Origin of the sequence: Kosmotoga pacifica (assembly GCF_001027025.1) — a bacterium.
Lineage (GTDB): Bacteria > Thermotogota > Thermotogae > Petrotogales > Kosmotogaceae > Kosmotoga_B > Kosmotoga_B pacifica.
Window position 1 is genome coordinate 1798987 of sequence record NZ_CP011232.1, and the last position, 24135, is coordinate 1823121.

The 24135-nt window shown below is 42.6% G+C and carries 25 protein-coding genes; 10 read left to right on the forward strand and 15 right to left on the reverse strand.

The genetic code is table 11. The features are described 5' to 3' along the window. Positions 1-88: 88 nt before the first annotated feature. Positions 89-1243, forward strand: coding sequence for an RtcB family protein (locus IX53_RS08385; protein ID WP_047754960.1), 1155 nt, complete (start codon positions 89-91; stop codon positions 1241-1243). 53 nt (positions 1244-1296) lie between these two features. On the opposite strand, the gene IX53_RS08390 is transcribed toward IX53_RS08385, so the two are convergent. The 5 genes from IX53_RS08390 to IX53_RS08410 form a co-directional block, all read right to left on the reverse strand. Further along, a complete protein-coding gene (locus tag IX53_RS08390) occupies positions 1297-1539 on the reverse strand; it encodes a hypothetical protein (protein WP_047754961.1) in 243 nt (80 codons plus the stop codon). Between the two features lie 86 nt (positions 1540-1625). Further along, complete coding sequence (locus IX53_RS08395) at positions 1626-1850, reverse strand: hypothetical protein (protein ID WP_047754962.1); 225 nt, start codon at positions 1848-1850, stop codon at positions 1626-1628. Between the two features lie 48 nt (positions 1851-1898). Beyond that, the gene (locus tag IX53_RS08400; RefSeq protein WP_047754963.1) at positions 1899-2108 is read right to left on the reverse strand and encodes a DUF2922 domain-containing protein; all 210 of its coding nucleotides are present in this window, start codon (positions 2106-2108) and stop codon (positions 1899-1901) included. 16 nt (positions 2109-2124) lie between these two features. Beyond that, complete coding sequence (locus IX53_RS08405) at positions 2125-2361, reverse strand: DUF1659 domain-containing protein (RefSeq protein ID WP_047754964.1); 237 nt, start codon at positions 2359-2361, stop codon at positions 2125-2127. A gap of 179 nt (positions 2362-2540) precedes the next feature. Continuing rightward, positions 2541-3308 carry a PfkB family carbohydrate kinase gene (locus tag IX53_RS08410; RefSeq protein ID WP_053001270.1) on the reverse strand — a complete coding sequence of 256 codons (768 nt, stop codon included), beginning with the start codon at positions 3306-3308 and terminating at the stop codon, positions 2541-2543. Between the two features lie 445 nt (positions 3309-3753). On the opposite strand from IX53_RS08410, the gene IX53_RS08415 reads away from it, so the two are divergent. Beyond that, positions 3754-5568 carry a YncE family protein gene (locus tag IX53_RS08415; protein WP_047754965.1) on the forward strand — a complete coding sequence of 605 codons (1815 nt, stop codon included), beginning with the start codon at positions 3754-3756 and terminating at the stop codon, positions 5566-5568. A 118-nt stretch (positions 5569-5686) separates the two neighbouring features. On the opposite strand, the gene IX53_RS11230 is transcribed toward IX53_RS08415, so the two are convergent. Beyond that, complete coding sequence (locus IX53_RS11230) at positions 5687-5800, reverse strand: leucine-rich repeat domain-containing protein (RefSeq protein WP_156173142.1); 114 nt, start codon at positions 5798-5800, stop codon at positions 5687-5689. An 805-nt stretch (positions 5801-6605) separates the two neighbouring features. Here IX53_RS11230 and IX53_RS08420 point away from each other — a divergent pair. Beyond that, positions 6606-9695, forward strand: coding sequence for an efflux RND transporter permease subunit (locus tag IX53_RS08420; RefSeq protein WP_047754966.1), 3090 nt, complete (start codon positions 6606-6608; stop codon positions 9693-9695). Positions 9696-9704: 9 nt separating this feature from the next. Here the strand turns inward: IX53_RS08420 and IX53_RS08425 are convergent, their stop codons facing one another. Genes IX53_RS08425 through IX53_RS08435 form a run of 3 tightly spaced genes read right to left on the reverse strand, consistent with a single transcriptional unit; the run spans position 9705 to position 12213 of the window. Further along, positions 9705-10565, reverse strand: coding sequence for an aminotransferase class IV (locus IX53_RS08425; protein WP_047755577.1), 861 nt, complete (start codon positions 10563-10565; stop codon positions 9705-9707). A 5-nt stretch (positions 10566-10570) separates the two neighbouring features. Next, positions 10571-10903 (reverse strand): DUF6506 family protein, encoded by a 333-nt coding sequence (locus IX53_RS08430; RefSeq protein WP_053001271.1) that lies wholly within the window; start codon positions 10901-10903, stop codon positions 10571-10573. Between the two features lie 53 nt (positions 10904-10956). Continuing rightward, on the reverse strand, positions 10957-12213 hold the full coding sequence (locus IX53_RS08435; RefSeq protein WP_047754967.1) for an MFS transporter: 1257 nt from the start codon (positions 12211-12213) through the stop codon (positions 10957-10959). A 143-nt stretch (positions 12214-12356) separates the two neighbouring features. Between IX53_RS08435 and IX53_RS08440 the strand changes: the two genes are divergently transcribed. From IX53_RS08440 to IX53_RS08455, 4 genes are all read left to right on the forward strand, one after another. Continuing rightward, positions 12357-12911, forward strand: a complete 555-nt coding sequence (locus IX53_RS08440) for a GNAT family N-acetyltransferase (protein ID WP_047754968.1) — start codon at positions 12357-12359, stop codon at positions 12909-12911. A gap of 79 nt (positions 12912-12990) precedes the next feature. Further along, positions 12991-14892 (forward strand): HD domain-containing phosphohydrolase, encoded by a 1902-nt coding sequence (locus IX53_RS10665; RefSeq protein ID WP_218916063.1) that lies wholly within the window; start codon positions 12991-12993, stop codon positions 14890-14892. Between the two features lie 9 nt (positions 14893-14901). Further along, positions 14902-15726, forward strand: a complete 825-nt coding sequence (locus tag IX53_RS11195; RefSeq protein ID WP_053001273.1) for a patatin-like phospholipase family protein — start codon at positions 14902-14904, stop codon at positions 15724-15726. After that, the gene (locus IX53_RS08455) at positions 15723-16457 is read left to right on the forward strand and encodes a hypothetical protein (protein ID WP_047754969.1); all 735 of its coding nucleotides are present in this window, start codon (positions 15723-15725) and stop codon (positions 16455-16457) included. The genes IX53_RS11195 and IX53_RS08455 overlap by 4 nt, the downstream gene beginning before the upstream one ends. On the opposite strand, the gene IX53_RS08460 is transcribed toward IX53_RS08455, so the two are convergent. The 5 genes from IX53_RS08460 to IX53_RS08480 are packed head-to-tail and all read right to left on the reverse strand — an operon-like array spanning position 16454 to position 20235. Then, positions 16454-17299 (reverse strand): SDH family Clp fold serine proteinase, encoded by an 846-nt coding sequence (locus IX53_RS08460; RefSeq protein ID WP_047754970.1) that lies wholly within the window; start codon positions 17297-17299, stop codon positions 16454-16456. The two genes, IX53_RS08455 and IX53_RS08460, sit on opposite strands and share 4 nt — an antisense overlap. A 39-nt stretch (positions 17300-17338) precedes the next feature. Beyond that, entirely contained in the window at positions 17339-18154 is an 816-nt protein-coding gene (locus tag IX53_RS08465; RefSeq protein ID WP_047754971.1) for a metal ABC transporter permease, read from the reverse strand. Continuing rightward, the gene (locus IX53_RS08470; protein ID WP_047754972.1) at positions 18151-18894 is read right to left on the reverse strand and encodes a metal ABC transporter ATP-binding protein; all 744 of its coding nucleotides are present in this window, start codon (positions 18892-18894) and stop codon (positions 18151-18153) included. Before IX53_RS08470 ends, IX53_RS08465 begins: the two co-directional genes overlap by 4 nt. Further along, positions 18884-19744, reverse strand: a complete 861-nt coding sequence (locus IX53_RS08475) for a metal ABC transporter substrate-binding protein (protein WP_047754973.1) — start codon at positions 19742-19744, stop codon at positions 18884-18886. The genes IX53_RS08470 and IX53_RS08475 overlap by 11 nt, the downstream gene beginning before the upstream one ends. A gap of 26 nt (positions 19745-19770) precedes the next feature. Next, entirely contained in the window at positions 19771-20235 is a 465-nt protein-coding gene (locus tag IX53_RS08480; RefSeq protein WP_245612712.1) for a Fur family transcriptional regulator, read from the reverse strand. A 235-nt stretch (positions 20236-20470) separates the two neighbouring features. Here IX53_RS08480 and IX53_RS08485 point away from each other — a divergent pair, with 235 nt between their 5' ends. After that, positions 20471-21673 carry a BaiN/RdsA family NAD(P)/FAD-dependent oxidoreductase gene (locus IX53_RS08485; protein ID WP_047754974.1) on the forward strand — a complete coding sequence of 401 codons (1203 nt, stop codon included), beginning with the start codon at positions 20471-20473 and terminating at the stop codon, positions 21671-21673. On the opposite strand, the gene IX53_RS08490 is transcribed toward IX53_RS08485, so the two are convergent. After that, the gene (locus tag IX53_RS08490) at positions 21670-22203 is read right to left on the reverse strand and encodes a restriction endonuclease (protein ID WP_047754975.1); all 534 of its coding nucleotides are present in this window, start codon (positions 22201-22203) and stop codon (positions 21670-21672) included. The two genes, IX53_RS08485 and IX53_RS08490, sit on opposite strands and share 4 nt — an antisense overlap. A 143-nt stretch (positions 22204-22346) precedes the next feature. Between IX53_RS08490 and IX53_RS08495 the strand changes: the two genes are divergently transcribed. Both IX53_RS08495 and IX53_RS08500 read left to right on the forward strand, forming a co-directional pair. Continuing rightward, complete coding sequence (locus IX53_RS08495; RefSeq protein ID WP_218916064.1) at positions 22347-22553, forward strand: hypothetical protein; 207 nt, start codon at positions 22347-22349, stop codon at positions 22551-22553. Positions 22554-22777: 224 nt separating this feature from the next. Continuing rightward, positions 22778-24121, forward strand: a complete 1344-nt coding sequence (locus IX53_RS08500; protein WP_047754977.1) for a GntP family permease — start codon at positions 22778-22780, stop codon at positions 24119-24121. The last annotated feature ends 14 nt before the right edge of the window (positions 24122-24135 follow it).

Consider the following 24135-nt stretch of genomic DNA (forward strand, 5'->3'; position numbering starts at 1 on the left):
TTGCTGCTTCGGGTATCTCATACAGTCAAATCTTAAATGCCCTGATGTTAGAATGGTAGTGAACCTTTTTTATATGGAGTGAGCGCGAATGATTAAATTCAGTCCTAAATTGAAAGCAAAGCTCTGGGTGCCAATAGATAAAATTGAAAAGGAAGCTCTGGAACAAATCAGAAATCTTTCCACGATTCCGGATCTTTTCAAATGGATAGCGGTGATGCCAGATGTACACCCGGGTTATGGTATGCCCATAGGTGGCGTCGCGGCATTGAAGGGCTGTGTTATCCCCAACGCCGTGGGCATGGATATCGGTTGCGGCGTGGTCTGCATAAAAACCAATCTTACGACCGACGAAATTCACAGCTACCTGACCGAAATCCTAAGACAGATATTGCAAGAAATACCAGTAGGATTCAAATGGAGGAAGAAAGCTGTACAGACGGACTTCTGGGAAAAGTACGAAATAGAAGATCCCGTCATATCCAGTGAGAAGAACAACGCTAAAAAGCAGCTTGGCACTCTGGGTGGTGGGAACCATTTTATCGAGATACAAAAGGACGAAGAAGGGACGGTATATCTAACGCTTCATAGCGGTTCGCGCAATCTCGGCAAACAGGTAGCAACATATTACAATAAAAAAGCTCAAGAGTTCTGCAAAAAACAAGGAGTCCAGCCCCCGTCAGGACTGGCATGGCTTCCCCTTGATAGTAAAATCGGTAGGCAATATCTGAGAGCCATGAATTTCTGTCTTGATTTCGCCTCTGAAAACAGGCGAATTCTCACAGAATCTGCCCTAGGCGTGCTAAGACGCTTCTTTCCGAAGCTTGAGGTACTGGAACGCATTGAGACGGTGCACAATTATGCGAGCCTTGAAGAGCATTACGGAGAAACTGTGCTTGTCCATCGAAAGGGTGCGGTGCGGGCAGAAGGCAAGGTTGTTATTCCAGGTTCTATGGGCAGTCCCACCTATATTGCGGAAGGTTTGAGAAACCCCGAGAGTTTCATGTCGTGTTCTCATGGTGCTGGTCGAACACTCGGTAGACACGAAGCAAAAAGGAAGCTCAGTTACGCCGAAGTGAAGAAAGATCTTGATGAAAGAAATGTTATTCTTATGACACCAGATAAAAGCGCCATTATAGAAGAGGCAAGAGTGGCTTACAAAGATATCGACATGGTTATGGACTATCAGCAGGATCTTGTGAGACGCTCCATCAAGCTCTTACCTATGGGTGTTATCAAGGGTTAATCTGCAGGACAGTAAACACAAGAGTGGTTATCAACAGGAAAAATCTTTCTATGTTAATCCGAGAAATGTACGTTTCCACGGTGTGAAGCCCAATTCTTTATCTTTCTTATTTTGGATTCGATGACTTCTCTTTTTGATACAGGTGCACTGGCTTTGACTTTTTTGAATGTATCAACTGCTCTGCTGGCAACACTTGCTATGACTCTCTTCCCGTGCCATAGGTACAGTGTTATCCATCTTATGAAAAAAGAATACACCACAAAAGCAATTCCCAAAAGTACAAGATCTTCAAACATATCATCCCCTCCGTTTATATTCTATTCTCTTTGGTTAAAATGTACGAGGGATTCACACAGAATAAAGACCGCCCGAAGGCGGTCTGTCAAGCTGTTTTCCACACGGTACGATTGAGCCACGCAACAATGGTATCAATGGCTGCATCAAGGATTTCATCGAGCAAATCCTGATCTATATCCCATTCTTCTTCCGGAAGTATTTGAAGCACGAGTCCTTTCAGTTCTTCCTTTTTCCTGTCACCTTCTCCTGGTCTTTCAAGTAAACAGGCACCCAGGGAGAGTAACCCGGTCAAAGATTTCAGAAAAAACATCTTTCACCTCCTATAAAAAGGGCGGGGGGGGAACCCGCCCCGCTGTGGTTATATCAGGTTGAAGAGTTCGTTCGTAGCCTTGTCGATGACACTGGCGTAGTCAGTCACATAGTTGGAAGGAACCACTTTTAGAGATACAAGGGCATCCATGACGTTCTGGACCTCTGCCTGGGTCAGTCCATCCTTTGGTGAGCGGAGTATAAGGCCTTTGGACTTCCCCTGCGCCGCATCATACCACCTCATGTTAAGTGTCTTCATTCATTACACCTCCTCGTTAATCAATTGGTCCGAGACTGTCAGTACTGATGAGCCTGATCTCGCTGATGGTATAAGTAGTCAGTGAAGCGAGGTTATAAGCTGCATCGTAGGCCTCCTGCTCAGTAATCGAGCTGTCCACGGGTATGGACTGTCTGTAATAGATGGGTTCACCGTCCTGTACCAAACCCGTATCCCAGACGATTTGAAGCCTTTTGGCGTTGCTAAGATTTACCACTGTTGAACCAAGTCCCACGTTTTACACCTCCTGTATGTTTTCTGCGGCCGCGCGATACCATGTTAGCAAGAAATACATATGAATACCATTAGGTTGAAAAAAAAGAGAATCCACCAGGGGATTCTCACTTGAATAAGAGATTGATTGATGGATCTGAAGGTTGTGAATTTGTGAAAAAGTAATATACAAATGTATCCTTATATGAGTTTGTCCAACCTTTGAGCCTTTGAGAAGGCTCCTTTGACTTCTCTCACCATTGTCTGAGAAGTTTCAACCGCAGCTCGGGTGGAAAAAAGTATGTCGCCAGTCTTCAGGTAGAGTGTAGTGAAGACCACATCGAAAATGTCTCCGGCACCAACGGTGTAAGGGTATACATGTGTATCTGCCGGGATATGTTTTCCTCTTACCCATGCACCTTTTGCCCCGAGTTTTACCACGTCACAGCCTCCATCACACTCTCTCTCGGTACCGAGAAGGAGTAGTTCTGTTTGACAAACAGCTCTGAGTTGCTCAGAAGAAACAATCTTTCTCGGTCCCAAATCGACGATCACGAGTTTCGAGGGTATTCTCAATGCTTCGAAGATACTTTCTTCTGGTATTTCTGTATTGATAAAGACAACGTCCGCTTCGGGGTCTTCTTGTAGAATGATAGGCTCTCTGTTTGCGCCTCTATCAACGGCTATGGGTCTATCATTGAAGGCAATATGGTGCCCTGTCTTCATATTAGCAATAACCCGGATTCCCACTGTATTGAATCCTTCTTTTTTCAGTGCCTTTTTTATTTCCTCGCCTCGCCAGTCCTCACCGATGTTTGAATAGAACTGAACATCGAATCCCTGCCGGAACAGCCCAAAAGCAATGTTAAGTCCGGAACCTCCCGGCATCTCAAAGATTTCCGCCTTGTGAGGTTCTTCGCCGTATATGAAGACATCCCAGAACGTTCCACCAAAGACTTTTATTTTCATGCAGACCCTCCTCAGCACTTCTCTATGAGAATATTTTAACTCACCGTTGCTGAAGTGACTATATTTTCATGAGAAAACACGAAGAACTAGACTATGAAACGTTCCTGATGGAGAAAGGCACTGTCAAAGAAGCTTTCAAAGTTTATCTTGCAAACAAACAACAGATATGAGGGCTTTGTTATCCTTCGTTCCAAACAGCAACTTAACCTGAAAAGACAGTATGTCGTACGCCTGTTCAAACTGCTTTGAGAAGAAAAGTTCCACATATTTCTCTGAAAGCTCTATTGGCGAGGTGGCTGCAAAGATGCTGATTGACAGAAGGGCCAAAACCAGGACTGTGAATTTTTCATCATTATCGCTTTCAAAATGATTTTAGCTTATTCTCTGTGAAAATTACTTTGTGCTCAATAGAGGACGCGATAAACTAAACTGGGGAGGTGTCATTATGAAACGATTGATTATCATATTTTTACTGTTTATATCGTTGGTGGCTTTTGCAGGTGAAGAGGAACTGAAGGCAAGACTCGAAGAAAATCCGCTTGATTTTGAAGCTCTTCAGGAATTGCTGGAACTTTACGAGGAGAATCAGGACTACTGGGGATACATTTCTACAATAGTAGAGCTAACCGAGAAACTGGAAGAGACCTACAGTGAGATAATGCCTTATGTGCTCCAAGCCGCGCGATATGCTGTGGAGCAATATTACGATGCTGAAGCTGTGACACTCTACACCTATTTTCTGAATAGAATGCCCAGGGTAAGTGTATTGAAAGAGTTTATGAGAGAATTGGAATATTTGTATGACTACGAAGGTACACTCGAAGACGTGATTTTAAATGCGGTTTCCTCTTTTGATGATGAAAAGACAATACTTGAAGAGGTCCATGAATATGCAGATGAAGAATACTTGACATATGTCCAGAAAGGCATTGAAAGGATACTTTATAAAAAATACGGCGAAGTAGAATATATGATCCCGTATTTGGAATTGCTCCTCGATGATGGGAAATACGACGAGGTCAAGAAAGCACTGGAAGAGCATGAAGTCGTTCTGAAGGATAAACCCATGTTCTTTTACATGAAAGGCGTTCTTGAAGTTGTACGCAGGAACTATGATGGAGCCTATGAATTATTTAAAACCGCCCGCATCATGGAAGAGGGGTTAGAAGACCTTGAAAGAGCAATGGATCTGCTTGATAGACTTTACGTACCCGACTATCTGATCGAGTTTTATTACACACTCCTCATAGATCTCAACGAAGAGAACCAAATAGAAAATCTCAAGAATTTTGCCACAAAACGTGGTGAGATTAAGTGGATTGCAAGTTTCCTCGAAGGACTCCCTGAGCCAGTGAAGATATCAGAAGTTCTTCAGGCTACGGGTACGATCTACGCAGTTACAGAATATCATCTCGATTCCGATATGATTTATCTTGCATTATTGAATGAATCAGGTGAAAAACTCTTTCGCTCAGCGGACATCGATTTTGGTAAATTCTTCTCTTCAGGCATTTTGTATGTAGATTACTCTTACGATTACCTCAGGGTCGTATATGAAGGCGAAATAAAAAAAGCCTGGGAAGGTTATGACACCATCGATGTCTCGCCTGTTGGTGACAAGTTCGTGATTTCAAGCTATGATTACAATGACATGAAGTGTATAAGCTTGGATTTTGAGGAGCTATGGGAGCAGGAAATTCTTCCCTACAATGCTTATCCTGCTTCCTGGTCAATTGACGGGAATTTCTTATTGGTTGAAAATTATGACGACTATACTCGCGTACTGATTGACGCAGAAACGGGAGAAACCGTTAAAACATTCGAAAACGTCGACGACTACAAATACCTCTTTCTTGGCAAAGGCGAAGACATTTATGGTATAGATTATGATGGAAATATCCAGAAGCTGTTGCCGGTAAAACCTCTTCTTACAATGCGAAAGGCCGAATGGGCAGTCATGATAGACGAAGAGGATCTTCTTTATTACGAAATTATTTCAAGCTTCCTTGATAATCTGTACCTCGGCAATCTCCTAATATATAACACAATAAGCCATACGGAAAAGTTGATCGATTCTGATGTGCTGTTCGTTCCCTCTTTCATTCCATCCGTGAAGATAAAGAGGGGAAAATTACTTTATGTGGGATACAGAGACTCTGAAGGGTTCCTGGTGATGTATGACTTGAATACCGGTGAGAAAGATACGCTGTTCAGAAGCCCGAAGGTTGTACTGGCATTCCCGGATTTACTTTCCAGATAATTGACCAGCTAAAAGGGCGCCAGTTTTGGCGCCCTTTTTTTGATAACGCATTTGTCTCAAGAAAACTTAGATCTTGGAAGTGTATGTGTTTGACGAAAAGTGGCAGGTTCCGGGTTATCTACCAAGGTTTCTTATTAGTAATTTGATTGTGCGAAAGCTCAAGCCAAAATAGATTAGTCAGATTGGAAAGCGATGTAATGTCTGTAATTTTATTGTAGTCAAGATAAAGCATTTCTTGCCACTTGGTCCAAGACAGGATCGGGAAAGTTTATAATTTTATTTGCTGTTGGGATAATAGCCCCCTTACAAGCCAGATATTTTGCGCCAATTGAGTAAAATGTGTGCTTGACAGTATGTCACGCAAGTACAAAATAGATGATAATTCGCTTATGAAGAATTTTATAATTTTTCCTGGTGATCTTCTATACGTTTCTTTCCACTGAATACCGATAAAGCTTGCTTCAGCAGAAACTTAATGATAAGATTAATTCTCCAGGCTGGGAGGCTACCCCCACGCGCTGAGCATAGAGCCGTCGCTCAACGGTAATTACGAAATCCTTAGCGATGCGTTACTGAACTTCATTGAATCAATTCTTGACACTGATTATCATGTGGATCTGCTATGTTATAAGAATAATGCGAACGAGCATTGTAGAGATCACGCATCTGAACTACATAAGACGCGCATGTTAAAAGACTTAGCAAGAGAAAAAATGTGCGAGAAGAAATGCCCTAATCTATGTCCTATCTTTGATGCTTCTTTTGTTTGTATTGCTAATGCAAATACTGACAGGATAAGGACAACAACAATAGAAACTTTTTAGTCATAGTTATCCTCTTTGTATAAATCTCGAATCAAATAGATTTCTTAAAAATCAAGGATGTTGAGAGATTGATTTTAGGATTTTTTTAGAAATCAAATCATGCTAGAACGTATCAAAACTTTTCATGTATAAAACGAGTCGTATTATGGTTTGATTTCATTTTCTGATATTCATCCTGTACAATTAAATTAAACAAAAAGGAGCGGAAAGAAGATGTGGAAAAGTATTCTGTCGCAATTTTCGCGCAGGCCTGTTGCCGTTTTCTTACTTTTTTCCACGCTTATTTTCTTAGGCTTTTTTTCCTGGGAAAAACTCCCCCTTGACCTCTTACCAAATGTGGATATTCCTTACGCCATGGTGGTCACTCCTTACATTGGAGCGGGACCTGAAGAGGTCGAATTGAACGTCACCAATCCGGTGGAGAGTGCTGTCGGGTTGGTAAGTGGGATAAAGTCTTTCAGTTCCCGATCAGTTGACGGTTTTTCCATAGTTCAGATAGAGTTCGAAAACGGTACGGACATGAACGCGGCTGTTTCGAGAATAAAGCAAGCACTGGAATCTTTTGCCATAGGTCTTCCTGAAGGAGTCGATCCCATAGTTATCGAATTTAACCCGTCGATGATACCTATATATGTCCTTGGAATTTCCTCTTCAGACGGGGACATCGACGAAACCTCTCTGGAACTTCAAAAAAGGCTTTCAAGGGTTGTTGGAGTCGCTAATGTAGAAAGACTTGGTATACCTAAAAAAGAAGTCAGGATCACTCTTGATGAAGAAAAGCTGTCCACCTACGGTATACCATACGATATTCTCCAGACAGTGCTCTCCAAAGGCGTTAGATTCCCGATGGGCAATCTTGAAGATGGCGATGAAGTCTTTAACCTTTCAGTTTCCAGCCAATTCGAATCACTGGATGAATTAAAGAATACGATAATAGGCATTCGGGGTATGGACAAAATGCTTTCTTCTTCCATAACGGGACAAAGCCTGGAACTAAAAGGAATACCCATACCGGTGAGGTTGAAACAGGTGGCGGATGTAGAACTTGTTGATTCAGAAATCAGAGGCTTTGTTCAAGTCAACGATGAAAACGCAGCGGTACTTGTTGTTCAGAAGCAAGGTGGAACCAACACCGTAAAGGTAGCGAGGGGGATAAAAGAAGCTGTCGATGAATGGCAGAACTTGCATCCCAATACTCAGCTGGTGACCCTCAGTGATAGTGGTAAGTTCACAGAAAAGGCCATAAGCGGACTTTTTAGAAATCTCATTATTGGAGCGCTTGTAGCAACGATCGTTATCTTCATATTCTTAAGAAATTTCACCGCAACATTGGCAATCGCACTTTCCATGCCACTGTCGTTGTTGATAGCTGTTATATTGCTCTATTTCTCTGGACTTGGACTGGATCTTATGACTCTTGGTGGGTTAACCATGGCTGTGGGAATGATTGTCGACAACAGCATAGTCGTCCTTGAAGCGATTTATCGGCATCTTGAAGAAAAAAGATCGCCTGAAGAAGCCGCAGGAAAGGGTGGAAGTGAGGTTGTAGGAGCGATTTTCTCATCTACTCTCACGACCCTTGCGATGTTTGTCCCCCTGGCCTTCATTACTGGCTTTTTCTCACAGTTTTTGAAGTTCTTTGCGATAGCCCTTGCACTTTCACTTGCCGCTTCTCTGCTTGTCGCTATTGTTCTCGTCCCGGCATTTTCGGGGTTTATAAAAGTTAGACTAACTGTCAAATGTACCCTTGAAAATATGTACAAGAAACAGCTATCAAAAATATTGAAAAGAAAGGGCACAGCAATCATTGTGTTCGTGAGTATCTTCGTTGTTGGTACATTGTTAATGGCTACACGTGACTTTGAACTCATACCAGCCATGGACAGTGGCATCATAAATATTTCCGTGAAACTTCCAGAAAATACCAGCTACAAAGTAACAAAATCTGTCACTCAGGAGATAAATAAACACATTCTTGAAAACTCCAGTGAGTACCAGCTTGACAGTCTTTATGTCAATGGCGGGGTAACCGGAGGAGTCTATTCTGTTTTACTCGGTGGGAGTGAAAACACAGCATCCATCCAGCTAAATTTGCTTCCCAAAAGAGAAAGAAGTAAAACATCACAGGAAATAGCCGGAGAGATCAGAAAAGCCTTGATGCCGCTGGCAGTAAAGCATAATGCTGAGATCAGAGTGTCGGCAGGAGGGCTTGAGATAGAAAATCTCTTGGGAAGCGATATTAAAGTCACTTTTTACGGCGATGACTTCCAATCTCTTGAAAGAGTCACAACTGAATTCGCGGAGGAACTGAAAGGTGTCGAAGGCATAGTAAACGTCAGTACCAATTTTGAAGAAAAAGAGAGAACCCTTGAACTCAAGATAGACAGAGGAAAGGCTATCATGTCAGGAGTTATTCCTATGCAGATCATAGGGGCTATTCAGCCGTATACACTGGGGGTCGACCTCGGGGACATTTTCATAAACGGCAAAAGGGTACCTTTAAAGCTCGGTTATGAACCACTTGAGGGGGGTTACCAGTGGTTAAAGAAAATCCCGGTGAATTCTATGATCGGTGAGCCCAGCTACGTTGGTATAGTATCAAAACTGGATTTCAAGAAAACCCAAAAAAGTATTGACCATGATAACGGCCATAGAGTCGGATATGTAAGAGTTGACGTTTCTGGACGCGCCCTTAGCGATGTGGTGAAAGATGTAAGGACCCTACTCCAGAAAAAGAAAGATTTGACGCAGTTTATCCCTGAAATCGGGGGGCAGGCATCAAATCTTGCGGAAGCGTTGAAACAGTTTGGCTTTGCAATCGTTGTTGGGATTATTTTCATGTACCTCATAATAGGTGCACAGTTTGAGTCACTGGTATATCCCTTCGTGATATTTCTTACATTACCTATGGCGATCGTTGGTGTGGCTGTCGTGTCGATGATAAGTGGTAAGCCTATTAGTATAGGCAGCCTTATGGGTGTTCTCACGCTTATCGGTGTGACGGTAAATAATGGTATAGTTATGGTAACCTACATTAATCAGCTTAGAGAAAGAGGTATGAAGCTTGAAGAAGCCATAGTAGAAGGCGCGGGTAGACGACTGAGACCGATTCTCATGACCTCATTGACAACGGTGGTGGCACTCTTGCCAACTATTTTTTCAAGGGCTGAGGGCTCAGAACTCGAAAGCCCGCTTGCGTTGACAATAGCCGGGGGTCTTCTTTTTGGCGTTGTATTTACTCTTTTCCTCATCCCGATACTTTATAGTATTTTCGATAGACTTTCATTGAGATTCAAAAAATAAAAAGGACGGTTAGTGCCGTCCTTTTTCTTCTTCCATAAGTCTTCCGTAGAGCTTCATGGCTGTCATAGTTATCTCGCCAGGTGCAGTGAATTCCCTATCAGCTATCTTACGTACAGGCATCACCTTTGAAACGGTGCTCACTAGAAAGACTTCGTCCGCGTTCAGGAATTCCTCCAGATATACCCTTCTTTCGATCACTTCTATTCCGTGACTTTTCAGGATTTTGATGACCTTTGCTCTCGTTATGCCTGGCAATATATTGTCTATTTCAGGGGTTATGACTCGCCCGTTCTTTACTATGAAATAATTCGAGCTGCCTCCTTCGGTTACATACTTTCCCATATGGTCTTCTCTGTACATGAGGGCTTCATAACCACCATGTGCGTAAGCAAAGTTTTTCGCCAACACATTCGGGAGCAAGTTTATCGTCTTGTGTTCACAAAGTCTGTGCCTGAGATCCGGATATGGAAAAACTGTCGCTCCGTGTTTCCAGTTTTCAGGGTCGATCTGTCGTAATGGAAACGCCAACATGAAGAACGTTGGCTGCATGTCTTCAGATGGATATCTGTGCTCTCTGTTCAGGTCGGTACCGCGCGTCAATTCGATGTACAGCTCGCCGTCATTAACTTTGTTTAATGAAATGAGTTCAAGAGCCATTTCTTTTATGTAATCAAAGCTGTATGGGAAAGGGATACCGAGAAACTCAGCGCTGTATTTCATTCTCAACAGATGGTCTTCAAAGAAAAAGATGTGACTGTTTTTTGTTCTCAAAACTTCAAAAAGTCCGTCACCGAAGGTGAAGCCTCTGTCCTCGAGTGCAATAGCCTTTTCTTTCTTTTCTATGAATTTGCCGTTCAAGAATGCTTTCAATTTTTTCACCCTTTCCGTTCTTTGAACCAGCCTGCTCTTTCCATGGCCTTTCTGGCAATCATTGAGCTTTTGCCATCACCACGTGCTACGCTCACCGCAACATTGTCTCCAACGACTTCCACAATCTCCGCAACATGTCTGTGACCGAAACCAGGGCAAAGGATTATAGAATCGCCTCCGTTTTCAGCAAATTGCTTACATATCTCGAGAACCTGTTGAAACTCACTGTGTTTTATAAGCACTACATCGAGTTCATACATTTCTGTTTTGATTGAGGTGCGGTGTTTTTCTGGAACAGCATCCGGCGAGCCGGCGAGGAACAATACTTTGAAAGCCACGTTCTTCCCTCCTTCAGCCACATAAACAGTTTATAACATTTGGTAGTTTGAATTCAACTTCTCACTTCGCTCTCCCCCACAACATTCAGTTTTCCGGTAACAATGAATGGTATCGACACACAAACTGTCAGCAACAGTGCAACGAGGACAAGATAGTGAGCCGGCATACGGTCTACGAAGAATCCGTAAAGAGCGGTGCCCAGGGGCACGATGAGTTGTGAGAGGACTGAAAGCACCGAAAAAACGCGGGAACGCACTTCGGTGGGTATGGTTCGTTGGAAGAACACAGTTAGAGGTGTATTCACAAAGGCATTTAGCATACCTATAATTGTGAAAGAAGCTGCGAGTGCTCCCAGATAAGCCCAGCTGGCTCCGCCCAAATAAGTCATCAAAGCGGGGAACATGAGAATATTAAAAACGAACAGCACGACTATTTGACCATAAAGCCCTATATCAAAGAGTTTTCCGGGGTTGGTTTTTGAAAGGAATGAAGCGATAAACAAATTTCCAAGCAACACACCCATAACCCAGGTGGAGTTCAGAACGCCGTACTGTTGACTGTTGAATCCCACAATAGTTCGGGCAAAATAGGGCACAACTACCATGAAGACGGGCACCATAAGGAAATTCGTGATCATTGCAAAGGTCATTATCAGGAGAATGTCGGATCTATTTTTCAAGAAGGCCAACCCACCCTTTAAATCTTCAAAGAATTGTTTGACTGTCATTTTCTTCTTTTCGGTGGTTTGCTTGTACTCTATAAACATTTCGCTGATGCCTGATATGACGAAGGATGAGGCATTCAAGATGAAGACAATACCTATTCCCAGCGGATAAAGCACGCCACCCATAGCAGGTCCTACTATGTAGCTGAAGCTGTTCACAGCCCCGAGAATAGAATTAGCCCTTGTGAGCTTTTCTTTGGGAACTATATCCGGTAACATAGCACCCGTTGCGGGGTCGAAGAAGATATCCAGTGTTGAGATAATGAGCTGGGATACATATATAACTGTGAGTGAAAGTAGATTTTTATACACAATGAAAGCCAGGAGGAAAATCAAAGCCCCTCTTGCGAAATCCAGGTACACCATTATTCCTTTCCTGTTGAATCTGTCGCCTACGACGCCAGCAAGAGGTGCAAAGAGGACTCTCGGCAGCGTAGTTACAACCAGAAAAGTTCCCATCATCATGCCGGAGCCCGTGACATCGAGAATGTAAAGAGAAAGTGCCAAAGATTGTATGCCGCTCCCGATGAGTGATACAAGCCTTCCAAGGGTGTACAGCCAGAAGTTCTTCAGATAATTTTTCATCTCATCACCTCAAATATTTTAATGAAGTGCTCAAATAATATCATATATAATATAAAAATTTCAAGTATTGAGCAATAAATTTTTGATTTATTTTCTTTTGTGTTATACTCAGCTTATTAGAACGCAGGTTGGGAGGGAATGAAATGCTTGAGGGATCTCTTGTGAGATTGAGGGCTTACAGTCGTGAAGATATTGAACAAGCGTGGAAGTATTTCAATGATTTTGAAGTAAAAAAATATCTCAATCCCGGTATACCTTTTCCTATAAAACTTGAGGAAGAATACAGCTGGTATGAAAATTTGAGTTCTTCAAAAGATACATATTCCTTCGCTATCGAGCGCAAAGAGGATAAAAGGTACATCGGCGGGTGCGGAGTAAACAGTGTGGATTGGAAAAACAGTAACGCGAAAGTGGGGATATTTCTGGGAAGGCCGTACTGGTCTAAGGGGTATGGCACAGATGCCATGAAGGTCCTGCTTAGATTCATATTTACAGAGATGAACTTGCACAAGGTGCTCCTGAACGTTTATTCCTTTAATGAAAGGGCTATGAAGAGCTATAAGAAATGCGGTTTTGTCGAGGAAGGGAGACTCCGTGAACAGATCTTCAGGATGGGGAGGTATTATGATACCATTATTATGGGCTTGTTAAAGAAGGATTTTACTGAAAACATGATAAATAAGGAATTTGGTGCATAATGTGAAAAAAGCCGATGCAATTTTTTTGTTTCTTGTATTCATTACAATCTTATATGCGAACGAAGTTATTAGGGTGAGTATGTACTACAACCCTCCAAAGCTTAGTGATGAAAAAGGAGATCCCAAGGGCTTTTTTGTTGATCTGCTGAAGGACTGGTCGTTGGATTCCGGGTACGATATTGAATTCGTTAGCGGAAGCTTTTTAGAACATCTTGAGAATATAAAAGCTGGAAAAGAAGATCTCATTCCTTCCATAGCTAAAACTCCTGAGCGAGAGGCTTTCATGGATTTCACCGAGCAGTTTCTGATAAAAAGCAACGGCATTGTTATCATCCGTGATAATCTTGACACTATATTCGTGAAACAGCTGAACGGAATGAGCATAGGTATCGTAAAAGGAGACGTCTACGAAAGATTCCTCGATGAATATATCAAGTCTGAAGGTATAAGTATGAAGAAAGTCTATTACGACGATTACAAAGCCGTCGTCGATGCGGTTTCAAAGCGGGAAATCGATGCGGGATTATTGAACACCATATTGCATGCTTATTACCGGCAAAACGACCTTGGAAACTTCAAAGATACTATAGATACTATCGGAGACGTTGAATTGTTTATAGGAATAAGAAAGGGTTTGCCCGAGGTGAAAGCTTCGCTCGATGCTTTTCTGGACTCCCAGATCCAGGACAAAGACAGCACTTATTACAAACTCATAGACAGATGGTTTGGAGAATATCTGAATCCCTCCGATTTTCCAACAAAGAAATCGAAGACGGTTTTGCTGGCACTGTCACTTATGGCAATTATTTTAGGATTTGTGGCAATTACTACATATATGGTATATAGAATGACCCGTGGTAGGCTTTTCAGAAGTGAGTCGCATATTGAAGAGCTGAATGAGCTTCTTCTCAATGCGGTTGCTACTTTTGCAAGTATGGACCCCAATACCTCTAATAGAGTGTTCTTCGAAAAATTACTGGATGTCGCGCTGAAATTCATCCCAGAAGCCGAAAGCGGATGTATTTCGATCGCTTCAAATGAACTATGGACCTTTCAGGCCGTAAAAGGGTACAAAGAAAGCCTTTATGACCTGAAAATTCCCGTGAAATACATGATCAGGGCAGGAGAAAAAGCCATTGTCATTAAAGATATTTCAGATTACAACAGAAAAGAACTTCCCGAAGAGTATCTGAAAGCTTTTGCAGAAGCTGGTGTTGGTAATCTAAAGCGCTCTCTAATGGTTGGTTACTATATGGATGGTAAGTACTTAGGAAACATAAGTCTGGATACTACGAATGAGGTGGAGTTCTCAGATATCTCCAAAAGGAAGCTTGAATATCTCGGAAAGATAGCTTCTCAATTCTTTAAGGTAAAACAGAGCGCTGAACTTGAAGCAAGTGCCAGGGAAGAGGTTATACTCGCCCTTGTTAGAGCGCTTGAAGCGGGAGACCCTTATACTAGCGGTCACAGCGCACGTGTAGCTGAATCTGCAGTATCGCTCGGGAAAAAACTGAATCTAAACTATGATGATCTTAACTCCCTGAAATGGGCAGCTTTGTTACACGACATAGGAAAGATAGGAGTTCCAAGGGAAATACTGCTGAAAACCGGCAAGTTGAATGATTATGAGTTTGAAATAATCAGGAACCACGTCAGAATAGGGGTCGAGATGTTGAAGGGTTTTCGTACTCTGGAGAAAGTGATTCCGATAATTGTCGCCCATCACGAGCGCTGGGATGGAAAGGGGTATCCAGAGGGTCTCAAGGGTGAAGAAATACCGTTACTATCCCGGATATTGTCAATTGTCGATGCCTATGATGCCATGAGGAGTAACAGACCTTACAGACCTCCTTTGAGCTTTGAAGAAGCCCTTGAGGAGATCATAAAGAATGCAGGGACTCAGTTCGATCCACAAATAGCCAGATTGTTTGTAGAACATATTCATGAAATAGATATACAGATCTCTGTGAAGGAGATTTAGAAGAAAATCATGAGGAAGGCACTTGTTCTCAGTGGAGGTGGAGCGAGGGGTGCGGCGCACGTTGGCGCTATCAAAGCCCTTGAAGAGGCCGGTTACATTCCCGATCTTATTGTCGGTATAAGCATTGGTGCAGTTGTGGGAGCGGGTTATGCCTTGCTTGGAGATGCTGAAGTCTTATGGAAGTTCTCCCGCAGGATTTATGTTAGGGCCCTCAAATGGTTTCCTTTCGATTTTTCGGCATTGAACCACAGGTACAATCCCCTGATCGCAAGATTTGGTTGCTGGTATATGTCATCTAGAGTATCAGCCTTGCCTTCATGGATCTACTTCAGGATATTTAGGCAATATCTGAAGGACTTCAAATTCGAGGACACAAAAGTAGAATTTCATTGTCTCGCTTGCGACCTTTACACCGGGGAAAACGTGCTCATTTCTTCCGGTAAAATCTCCGATGCCGTTGAGGCTTCAATGTCCATCCCTGGCATTTTTCCGCCAATAGAATCTGGTGGAAGATTACTCGTTGATGGGGGGACATTGAACAACCTGCCTGTTGCTGTGGCTCGAGAACTCGGCGCTGAATACGTGGTGGCGATAGATCTCTCAGGCGAAAATAAGGCGGTGGAGATTCCCGGTACTTCGAACCAAATCCTCTCGCTCATTGACGAAATGATAACGGAAAAACTATCTGTGTTCTGGAAAGAAGGCATAAACTATTTGATAACCCCTCCTGTTTCGCACGTCAACACCTTTGAATTCAAGAAATCCATTGAGCTGATGGAAGCATCGTATGCTCATGTTAAAAAGCAGCTCCAAAGGAGAAAAATAGAGGTATGAAACTTCACGCTGGTGGATTCGGGCTTTCAGGTTTGATGGCTATTCCATATATACGCCAATATCTGAGTGAAGATGAATCTCCAAACATCGTCTCAAATGGTATTGCCGGTTTGTACGCTGTTTCATTCCTTGAATTTGGCAAAGCTCGAGCAAAGGAAGTAGTTTTAGACTTTTTAAAAGACTTTGAAGAGCCACTTAAAATCATGGAGAGATCCTATTCTGGATACGACAAAAAAATGTCAAAGAAACGGGAGATAGAATACTGTGTGAAATGGACAACAAGTGACCATGTGGCTGAATGGAAGGATTTTTATTGGTTCGGAAAGTTCTCAGATACTACCCATTCCGCAATTTACCTTGAACTCATCGACCTTTTGGAGAGGAAAGTTCTACTTTTCAACGGTCCTGCTAGAAAGATGGCACAGGCTGCGGTGGCTTTTCCGGGACTCTTTCAGCCTTTTGAGAGTAGGTATATCAACACAACATATTACACCCAGATCCCTGTTGTTTTCGCCGAAGATGGAGATACCGTGCTTTTAAATTTCAGGATACCGCGAGAAAAACCGTTGAGTGCCAATCAATTACTTACCCACATTCTCGAGCTTAAAGGGGTCACTCTCGCAAAGGAGATACTGCATAGAAAAAAAGTGAAGATCCTCCGGATGGAGGATCGGGTAACGTGGGAAACACTGGAAGATGAGGATTTTCTCGTTCGTATATTTGATTGTTAGTCATTGTTTTTCTCAGATTTTCTATACGGTAGCGGAATGTATTGAACAGAAGGTCTGCGCTGTTCAGTTTGTTTGTAAAGGTTCATGAGAGAATAAATTTCTTCGGGCATATTTGAATTCACTTTCAAGCCAAGTTCCTGGGCTTCTTCAATGGTGATGGGATAGTCATGAGTCCATGTACCCGTACACAGCTTATTGGCGAGCTCTTCAGCTTTTTCTTCGTCCATCTTTTCTACAAGCAGTTCTCTTACGAATTTTTTCATTTGTTCAATCGCTTTTTTTGATATATCAGCGAGTATCATTGTTTCATCATCGATACTGTTTTTATCTTTTCTTTCCAGCACGCTCAAGATTGATGCGGCTGGATATTGTCCTATCTGTGGATCCAGCGGTCCGAGCACCGCGTTTTCATCCATGACAATTTCATCAGCTGAAAGGGCTATGAGTGTACCGCCTGACATCGCATAATGCGGTACAAACACCGTAACCTTCCCTTTGTGGTTCTTCAAAGCTCTGGCGATTTGCTCTGCCGCTAAAACGAGACCCCCTGGCGTGTGGATGATAAAATCAATCGGCATATCATCCGGCGTCATTTTAATGGCTCTCAATACCTCTTCTGAGTCTTCGATGTCTATGAACCTGTTCATTTTTAAACCGAAAAAACTCATTGCTTCCTGCCTGTGAATAAGCGTTATCACTCTGCTTTTCCTTTTGTTTTCTAAGTCTCTGATCATCGCCATCCTCGTGCCCTTCAAATTGAAAGAGCGAAGGAAAGGTACAAACATGCTGAGAACAAACAGCATCCAGAATATCTGGAATATGAATGTGCCTATATCCATCAGCTCACCTCCGTTTCATATGTTTCATTATAATATAGTTTTTCAGGCGTTTCTGTTTTTCGACAACGAATAAACTGTCACGAACTCAGCAAAGAGAACAACGACAATCGCTGGCCCAGGAGGAATATTGAGATAGTAAGCAGATACCATTCCAGTTACTGAAGCAATTGAGCTGAGAAATATCGCGAAAAAGGCCACTCCTTTGAAACTCTTTAATAACAGCTTGGCCGTTGCGGCAGGGGTAACGAGAAATGCTGTGACCAGGATTATTCCGGCTATCTTTACCGATGCCACAATGCTCAAAGAGATACCAATAAGCATCGAATAGTGTATAAGTCCAGTGTTGACTCCAAAATGACGTGCCATCTTCTCGTCAAAGGCGTAATAAACTATTTCTCTGTGAAAGAGTAGAAAGAATATGGCTGCGAAGATTGTGAGGAGCATCAAAAGCTTTACATCTCCGTCTACGACGAGGAGTACATTTCCAAAGAGGTAGCTCATCACATCGGGAGTATAACCCTTGACAAATGATAGAAATATCACCCCAAGCGCCATAAATAATGGCAGCATGATGCCTATCATGCTGTTCTCAGAGACACGCTTTTTTCGACTGAAGTAACTTATTGTTATAGCGAAAACAACGGCTGAAATGGCAGCCACCAGTGTGCTGCTGATTCCGAGTAAAAAGCCCAGAGCGAGTCCGCCAAAAGAAGCGTGGGCGGCTCCATCGCCGATAAACTCAATTTTTCTCAGAACGACTACCGTTGAAAAGAGTGCCGTGAGAATACTCACCAGGATGCTTGCGATGAAAGCGTTTCTCAAAAAGTCAAAAACCAACATATCTTGAAAAAAGTTCATAACTCGTGCTCCTTATGCAGATGATCTTTACCTCTTATTAGCAGGTCAAAATCGGGTGAAAAGATAACCCTAAGATCTTCTGGCGAAACTTCCTGGGTACTCTTGTGGCAGTGAAGTGTCTTGTTAAGGCACATTATTCTATCACACGCGTCGAAGACTAATCCGATATCGTGGCTAACCATGAGCAATGTCAATTCTATTTCTTTTTTCAACTCGTTCAACAGCTTATAAAACGAGGTTTTCCCCATTTCATCGATACCTGCTTCGGGCTCATCAAGAATCAGGATTTCTGGATCGGTTGCGAGGGCTCTTGCGAGCATCACTCGCTGATATTCACCACCAGAAAGTACACCTATTCTCCTATCGCTTAGCTCAGCGACACCGACCATCTCCAACAAATTCCTTACCTTTTTCCAATCGGCTTTATTGAAAAACTTAAATGGACCTTTGTTTTTGTAAAGACCCATAGCAACAGTATCTCGTACAGTTATTGGGAAGTCCCTTTCAAAGTTGTTTTGCTGCGGAAGATAACCAATTTTTCCTTTTACTTCTACCTTTCCCTGAAAACCCTCGAGTTCGCCGATAATGGCACGGATCAGTGTGGATTTTCCAGCACCATTTGGTCCGATAAGACCGACGAACTCTCCACGGTTTATTTCAAAAGAAATATTTTTCAGTATCTGATTTCTTCCTATACTGTAATTGAGATTTTCAACTCTCAGTATCACATCACCGGGCATATATGGTCTCCTTTATATGTTCAATATTCCATAACAGCAGCTCCTCAAAGGAACTCCTACCAATACCGAGGGGGTCAAGTTCGCCACCTCTGATACCACTCTCCTTTATAATTATTTCGGTGGATCTGTTATTCTGCTGATATTCTCCGAAAGCCGCGATGAATTCGCCGTTTTTTGCGGCCTCAATTATGGTTTTTAGCTCGGAAATAGTCGGTTCATCGCCATGGCCTTCGAAAATGGGAACGGTTTCGATTCCGAAATCTCTGAAAAAGTAGTAGAAACTCGGATGGGACATCAACACTTTTGTACCCGAAAACTCTTTGAAGAAGTTCAAAAGATCTTCATGCATTTCCTGAAGAGATTGTATGAGCTTTTCAGCATTTGCACTGTACACAGCAGAATTTTGAGGAGCTTCAGCTGCTAAATCTCTGGTCAAACCGGGAATAATATATTCTGTCAGCAATGAAAGGCTCAGCCATATATGAGGGTTAACATGTTTATCTGCCTCATCTGCGGAAAGGAGCGCGTTATTGACATAAGAAGAAACGTAGACAACTTTTTTTCCGGATTTTTCAAGCCACTTTAGCTTTTCAGCCATGAAACTTTCCAGTTCAAAGCCATTTGCAATTATAATATCAGCCTCGGATAATTCTCTTATGTCCTCTATGTCAGGAGAATATAAGTGCGGGTTTTGGCCTGGTTCTATTATGAGCTTAACGTCATCGACTCCAGCGGTGATCTCCTTAATGAGGAGATAATATGGATTTATAGTGGTTACAATATTCAAAGCTAAAGCAAAAGAGGCGATAACTAAAAATCCTATTACGACCAACAGCCTTTTGAGTTTCATACGTCGCACCTCCAATCCACGACTTTTCACATTTTCTTTTTACAGTTCGAGCATATACCGATGAAATAAAATATGTGGTCAAGAATTTTGTAATCGTGCTTTTTTTCCAGCTTTTCCTGTATCTTATCAGCAAAACATACATCGAAAGCTTCGATGTTCCCGCACTCTTTGCAGTACAGATAATGCTTTGGGTGGTTGGTGGATCTGAAAAAATACCTCGTGTTTTTGTCAAAGGTAATGGACTTGATCATTCCATTTTCTTCGAGATAATAAAGTCCCCTGTATACACTCGAGAGATTGGGCTTTTGTTCAAGTTTCTGGTATATTTCTTCGGCACATAAAGGGGCTTTAGATTTTTCTATGATGTTCAAAATATCCTTTCTCAATTTTGTAAAGCCTCTCACTGTTATCACCTCGCGAATCATTTGCGCAAACCATTTGCATATTATTCTATAATAACTGTCAAACATTGTCAAGAAGATTATGATCATTCAGTTGGAATTCTGGCTTATCCACAGAATCTTCAAGAAATTAATGCATTGAGGAACTTTCCTGGTGATACAATTGCAGGGAACATGAAAGTGGGAGGTAGCATATGCCACATTCGTTTTTTGCAATTCTTTGTAGTAGTTTGAGGGCATTGATTTGAGGTTTAGCAAGGGCAGAGAGCTGAACAAACGCAAAGTTACCAATGCTACTTTTGAATATTCTTTTGAGTAGTTGGTGATGGTCGTGTACGACGTGATCGTTATAGGCGCGGGTCCAGCAGGGCTTTTCACAGCCATTAATACTGCTAATTGTGGAATGAAGGTGATAATTCTCGAAAAGAAAAAGAGTCCTGCAAAGAAACTGCTAATTTCGGGCTCTGGTCAGTGTAACCTGACTCACACGGGTTCGATAACTGATTTTCTCTCACACTATGGTGATAACGGAAGGTTCGTCAAGCCAGCGTTGTACGCATTCGATAATCGGAGGCTCATCAAATATTTCAAAGACCGAGGGCTTGATACCATCATAAAAGAAGAAGGAAAGGTGTTTCCCTCAACGATGAAGGCTGAAGATGTTTTGAATGTTCTGCTACTGGATGCAAAGAAAAAAAGTGTTACCCTGAAATGTGAAACCCCCGTTGTCGATGTTAAGCGTCTCGGGAATGGTTTCAACGTCATAACGAGAGAAAAACTCTATAATTCGAAAAGTCTCGTAATTGCAACGGGTGGAAAATCTTATCCCTGGACTGGTTCAGAAGGCGATGGTTACAGATTCGCTGCAAAGTTCGGGCATAATATCATAAAGCCAGAACCCGCATTGGTTCCTTTTTACATAAAAAACTTCCAGCTTCAGGAGCTTTCTGGGATTTCTTTTGAAGGAGCCAGAGTAGCTATCTGGCGTGATGGTAAAAAGATATCTGAGCGGAAAGAGCCATTACTTATAACCCACAGGGGGTTCTCCGGCCCTTCAATACTGCACCTCTCAAGAATAGCAGTAACAGGTGATGAGATATCCGTTAATTTTCTGGACATAACTCATGAAGAGTTCGAGCGCAATCTGATGGCACAGGGGAATATCCTTGTTAGAACGAGATTGAGAAAACTTGGATACCCTGTGCGCCTGTTGGATAAACTGATGCAGGACTGCGGTCTTTCGCTTAACCTGAAGATAAGCCAGCTGAATAAAATTGCCCGCAAAAAACTCGTGAGAATCTTCACAGATTATCGAACAGTAATTGAAAAAGGTGGTTTCAACATCGCCATGGTTACAAAGGGTGGCGTTGACCTCAAAGAGATTAATCCCAAAACAATGGAATCTAAAAAGGTAAAGGGATTATATTTTGTCGGAGAGGTCCTGAATATAGATGGCGATACGGGAGGGTACAACCTTCAGGCAGCCTTTTCTTCAGCTTACCTCGCAGCGAAATCGCTGTGTGGTTAATCTTTTCGCCTGGTAACAATCCTTCCCACCATCTTTGGTGTTATACCCGCCTTTGTCATGGCTTTCAGAAGTTTTTCTCTGTCCCACAATGTAACTTTATTCTTCTCTGCCAGTTCCCTAGCTTCACGGGTGAATGTGCGGTTTGTAACGACCATAGCTTTTCGACAGTTATATATCTTCCTTGAAGCGTAAACTTCCTGAACCGCAAAGTTACCAACTGAGCCGTTGTATCTTTTTGCCTGAACGGCTGTCCAGAATATCCACTTTTTTATGACAAGGTCAGCACCCTGATCCTTGCCGCGTCTGGTGAGCCGGGCTTTATAGCCAAGCCTTTTGAAGAGAAAGAGGAGAAATCTCTCAAAATCCTTCCCTGAAAGGTTGTCTACAAGCAACATACTCTTCAACGCCATTTTCGCCCTTCTTTTGCGAGTAAACACATAGACAAGCGCTATTAGGGCAACCACTATGGGAGGCACAGCGTAAATCAAGAGGTACCTGGATAAGGAAGCAAAATCGATATCTGTGAGCATATCACACCTCCATAGAGACGTTCAAAGAAATTTTATCACACTGTCTGGTGCATTAGAGAAATTAGACATCTGAATTAGCCGTTTTACTCGGTAAAAAGATGGGATTATATCAGCAATCTTTAAAAGATTTACGTATAGCGGCAATGCTACATGATATCGATAGAGTCGGTGTACCAGCAGTCATCCTCTGTTCCCATAAATCTCATAGACCGGCGCATTCTCAGAAAGAGGCACTTGAAGAGCTGAGGAGTAATGCTGGAATTCTGTATGATCCCGATGGTGTTTCGGTAATTGAAAGCTCTTTTAAAGAAATATCTTCTCTGATAAAAGCACAGACAGATAATAATTGATTAAACAAACTCTTATTTAAATTTTTAGGGTACAAAAGAAGCAACTTTCAAGTAGCCGGTCTTATCATCAATAGCTTCAACCATTTGACCTACCTTATAGATATCCGAATGTGTTGAGTAAAAATATTGATACGGCACATGCTGTTTGATTTTTCGCGATCAATTATTCTATAATTTTGGATACGGATACTCAGGTATCCAAAATTATTTAAGGGGGTAAGTGTATGGGCGTCTGGTTGGTGGTTCTGCTATTTTTGTCGGTATTGTTTATCATTATTTCCACAATCAGGTGGAAACTGCATCCATTTCTCGCGTTGCTCTTCGCAGCTTTTGGTTTTGGTATTTTCTCCGGAATGAAACTTCCAGACATCATGTCATCCATCACTGGCGGCTTCGGCGGTACCGTCGGATATATCGGTATCGTAATTGTTGCCGGGACAATTATAGGCACGTTCCTTGAAAAATCTGGCGGTGCCTTCACTATGGCTGAGAGTGTGTTGAAGGCGACAGGGAAAAAGAGAGTACCCCTCGCCATGTCAATTATCGGTTATATTGTTTCAATTCCAGTTTTCTGTGATTCAGGCTTTGTCATTCTAAGCCCCCTGAACAAAGCCCTTTCCAAGAGAGCAAAAATCACTCTAGCCACCAGCGCAATAGCCCTTAGCCTTGGTCTGTACGCAACACATACCATGGTTCCTCCCACACCCGGTCCCATCGCGGCGGCGGGAATATTGAACGCCGATCTCGGAGCTGTAATCTTGTGGGGGTTGCTCGTCTCCATCCCTGCCATGCTCGTAGGCTGGTTATTTGCTATAAAAGCTGGTTCTAAAATTCAGATAGATCCCGAGCCAGAATTTACCGAAGAGGCCATTCAGGAAAAGATGAAGGAAGCCCCTAAAGCCGCGAACGCATTTTTACCCCTTGTGCTTCCGATAATCCTTATCCTTCTGAAGTCTATCTCTGATTTCCCAACACATCCCTTTGGTGAAGGTGCTTTCAAGACATTCATAGGGTTCATAGGTCATCCAGTAACAGCGTTGATGATTGGTGTGCTTATTGCCTTCACGCTTCCTAAAAAGCTGGATAAAGAAATGCTTTCCACTACTGGATGGGTCGGTCAGGCTTTGATTAATGCCGCTCTTATCATCATGATTACGGCGGCCGGTGGAGCCTTTGGGAAAGTTCTTCAGAATTCTGGCATTGCGGGTGTTATCGGTGATACCCTTGCAAAGGCTAATCTTGGAATCTGGCTTCCTTTTATCATAGCAGCAGGTATAAAGAGTGCACAGGGGTCTTCCACGGTTGCCATCATCACCACAGCGTCTCTAATGGCTCCCCTGATGGAACCTCTGGGATTCACGGCTACTGCAGCTAAGGCTCTCGTAGTCGTCGCTATTGGTGCGGGTTCTATGGTCGTTTCCCACGCTAACGACAGTTACTTCTGGGTAGTGACTCAGTTCTCCAGAATGGACGTTAAAACAGGCTATAAACTTCAGACGCTTGGTACACTGATTGAAGGAATGTCCGCTGCAGTGGTAGTATGGATTATAAGTCTCTTTGCTTTGTAATGGAGGTGTAGTGA

Bases quoted from the DNA above. Each gene is read 5' to 3' on its own strand.
- IX53_RS08480 (WP_245612712.1), bottom strand. From the start codon at position 20,235: ATGATCATAATCTTCTTGACAATGTTTGACAGTTATTATAGAATAATA.
- IX53_RS08400 (WP_047754963.1), bottom strand. From the start codon at position 2,108: ATGAAGACACTTAACATGAGGTGGTATGATGCGGCGCAGGGGAAGTCC.
- IX53_RS08455 (WP_047754969.1), top strand. From the start codon at position 15,723: ATGAAACTTCACGCTGGTGGATTCGGGCTTTCAGGTTTGATGGCTATT.
- IX53_RS08475 (WP_047754973.1), bottom strand. From the start codon at position 19,744: ATGAAACTCAAAAGGCTGTTGGTCGTAATAGGATTTTTAGTTATCGCC.
- IX53_RS08415 (WP_047754965.1), top strand. From the start codon at position 3,754: ATGAAACGATTGATTATCATATTTTTACTGTTTATATCGTTGGTGGCT.
- IX53_RS08435 (WP_047754967.1), bottom strand. From the start codon at position 12,213: ATGAAAAATTATCTGAAGAACTTCTGGCTGTACACCCTTGGAAGGCTT.
- IX53_RS08490 (WP_047754975.1), bottom strand. From the start codon at position 22,203: ATGCTCACAGATATCGATTTTGCTTCCTTATCCAGGTACCTCTTGATT.
- IX53_RS11230 (WP_156173142.1), bottom strand. From the start codon at position 5,800: ATGCTTTATCTTGACTACAATAAAATTACAGACATTACATCGCTTTCC.
- IX53_RS08500 (WP_047754977.1), top strand. From the start codon at position 22,778: ATGGGCGTCTGGTTGGTGGTTCTGCTATTTTTGTCGGTATTGTTTATC.
- IX53_RS08385 (WP_047754960.1), top strand. From the start codon at position 89: ATGATTAAATTCAGTCCTAAATTGAAAGCAAAGCTCTGGGTGCCAATA.
- IX53_RS10665 (WP_218916063.1), top strand. From the start codon at position 12,991: ATGTACTACAACCCTCCAAAGCTTAGTGATGAAAAAGGAGATCCCAAG.
- IX53_RS08485 (WP_047754974.1), top strand. From the start codon at position 20,471: ATGGTCGTGTACGACGTGATCGTTATAGGCGCGGGTCCAGCAGGGCTT.
- IX53_RS11195 (WP_053001273.1), top strand. From the start codon at position 14,902: ATGAGGAAGGCACTTGTTCTCAGTGGAGGTGGAGCGAGGGGTGCGGCG.
- IX53_RS08395 (WP_047754962.1), bottom strand. From the start codon at position 1,850: ATGTTTTTTCTGAAATCTTTGACCGGGTTACTCTCCCTGGGTGCCTGT.
- IX53_RS08420 (WP_047754966.1), top strand. From the start codon at position 6,606: ATGTGGAAAAGTATTCTGTCGCAATTTTCGCGCAGGCCTGTTGCCGTT.
- IX53_RS08390 (WP_047754961.1), bottom strand. From the start codon at position 1,539: ATGTTTGAAGATCTTGTACTTTTGGGAATTGCTTTTGTGGTGTATTCT.
- IX53_RS08410 (WP_053001270.1), bottom strand. From the start codon at position 3,308: ATGAAAATAAAAGTCTTTGGTGGAACGTTCTGGGATGTCTTCATATAC.
- IX53_RS08465 (WP_047754971.1), bottom strand. From the start codon at position 18,154: ATGAACTTTTTTCAAGATATGTTGGTTTTTGACTTTTTGAGAAACGCT.
- IX53_RS08495 (WP_218916064.1), top strand. From the start codon at position 22,347: ATGCTACATGATATCGATAGAGTCGGTGTACCAGCAGTCATCCTCTGT.
- IX53_RS08470 (WP_047754972.1), bottom strand. From the start codon at position 18,894: ATGCCCGGTGATGTGATACTGAGAGTTGAAAATCTCAATTACAGTATA.
- IX53_RS08440 (WP_047754968.1), top strand. From the start codon at position 12,357: ATGCTTGAGGGATCTCTTGTGAGATTGAGGGCTTACAGTCGTGAAGAT.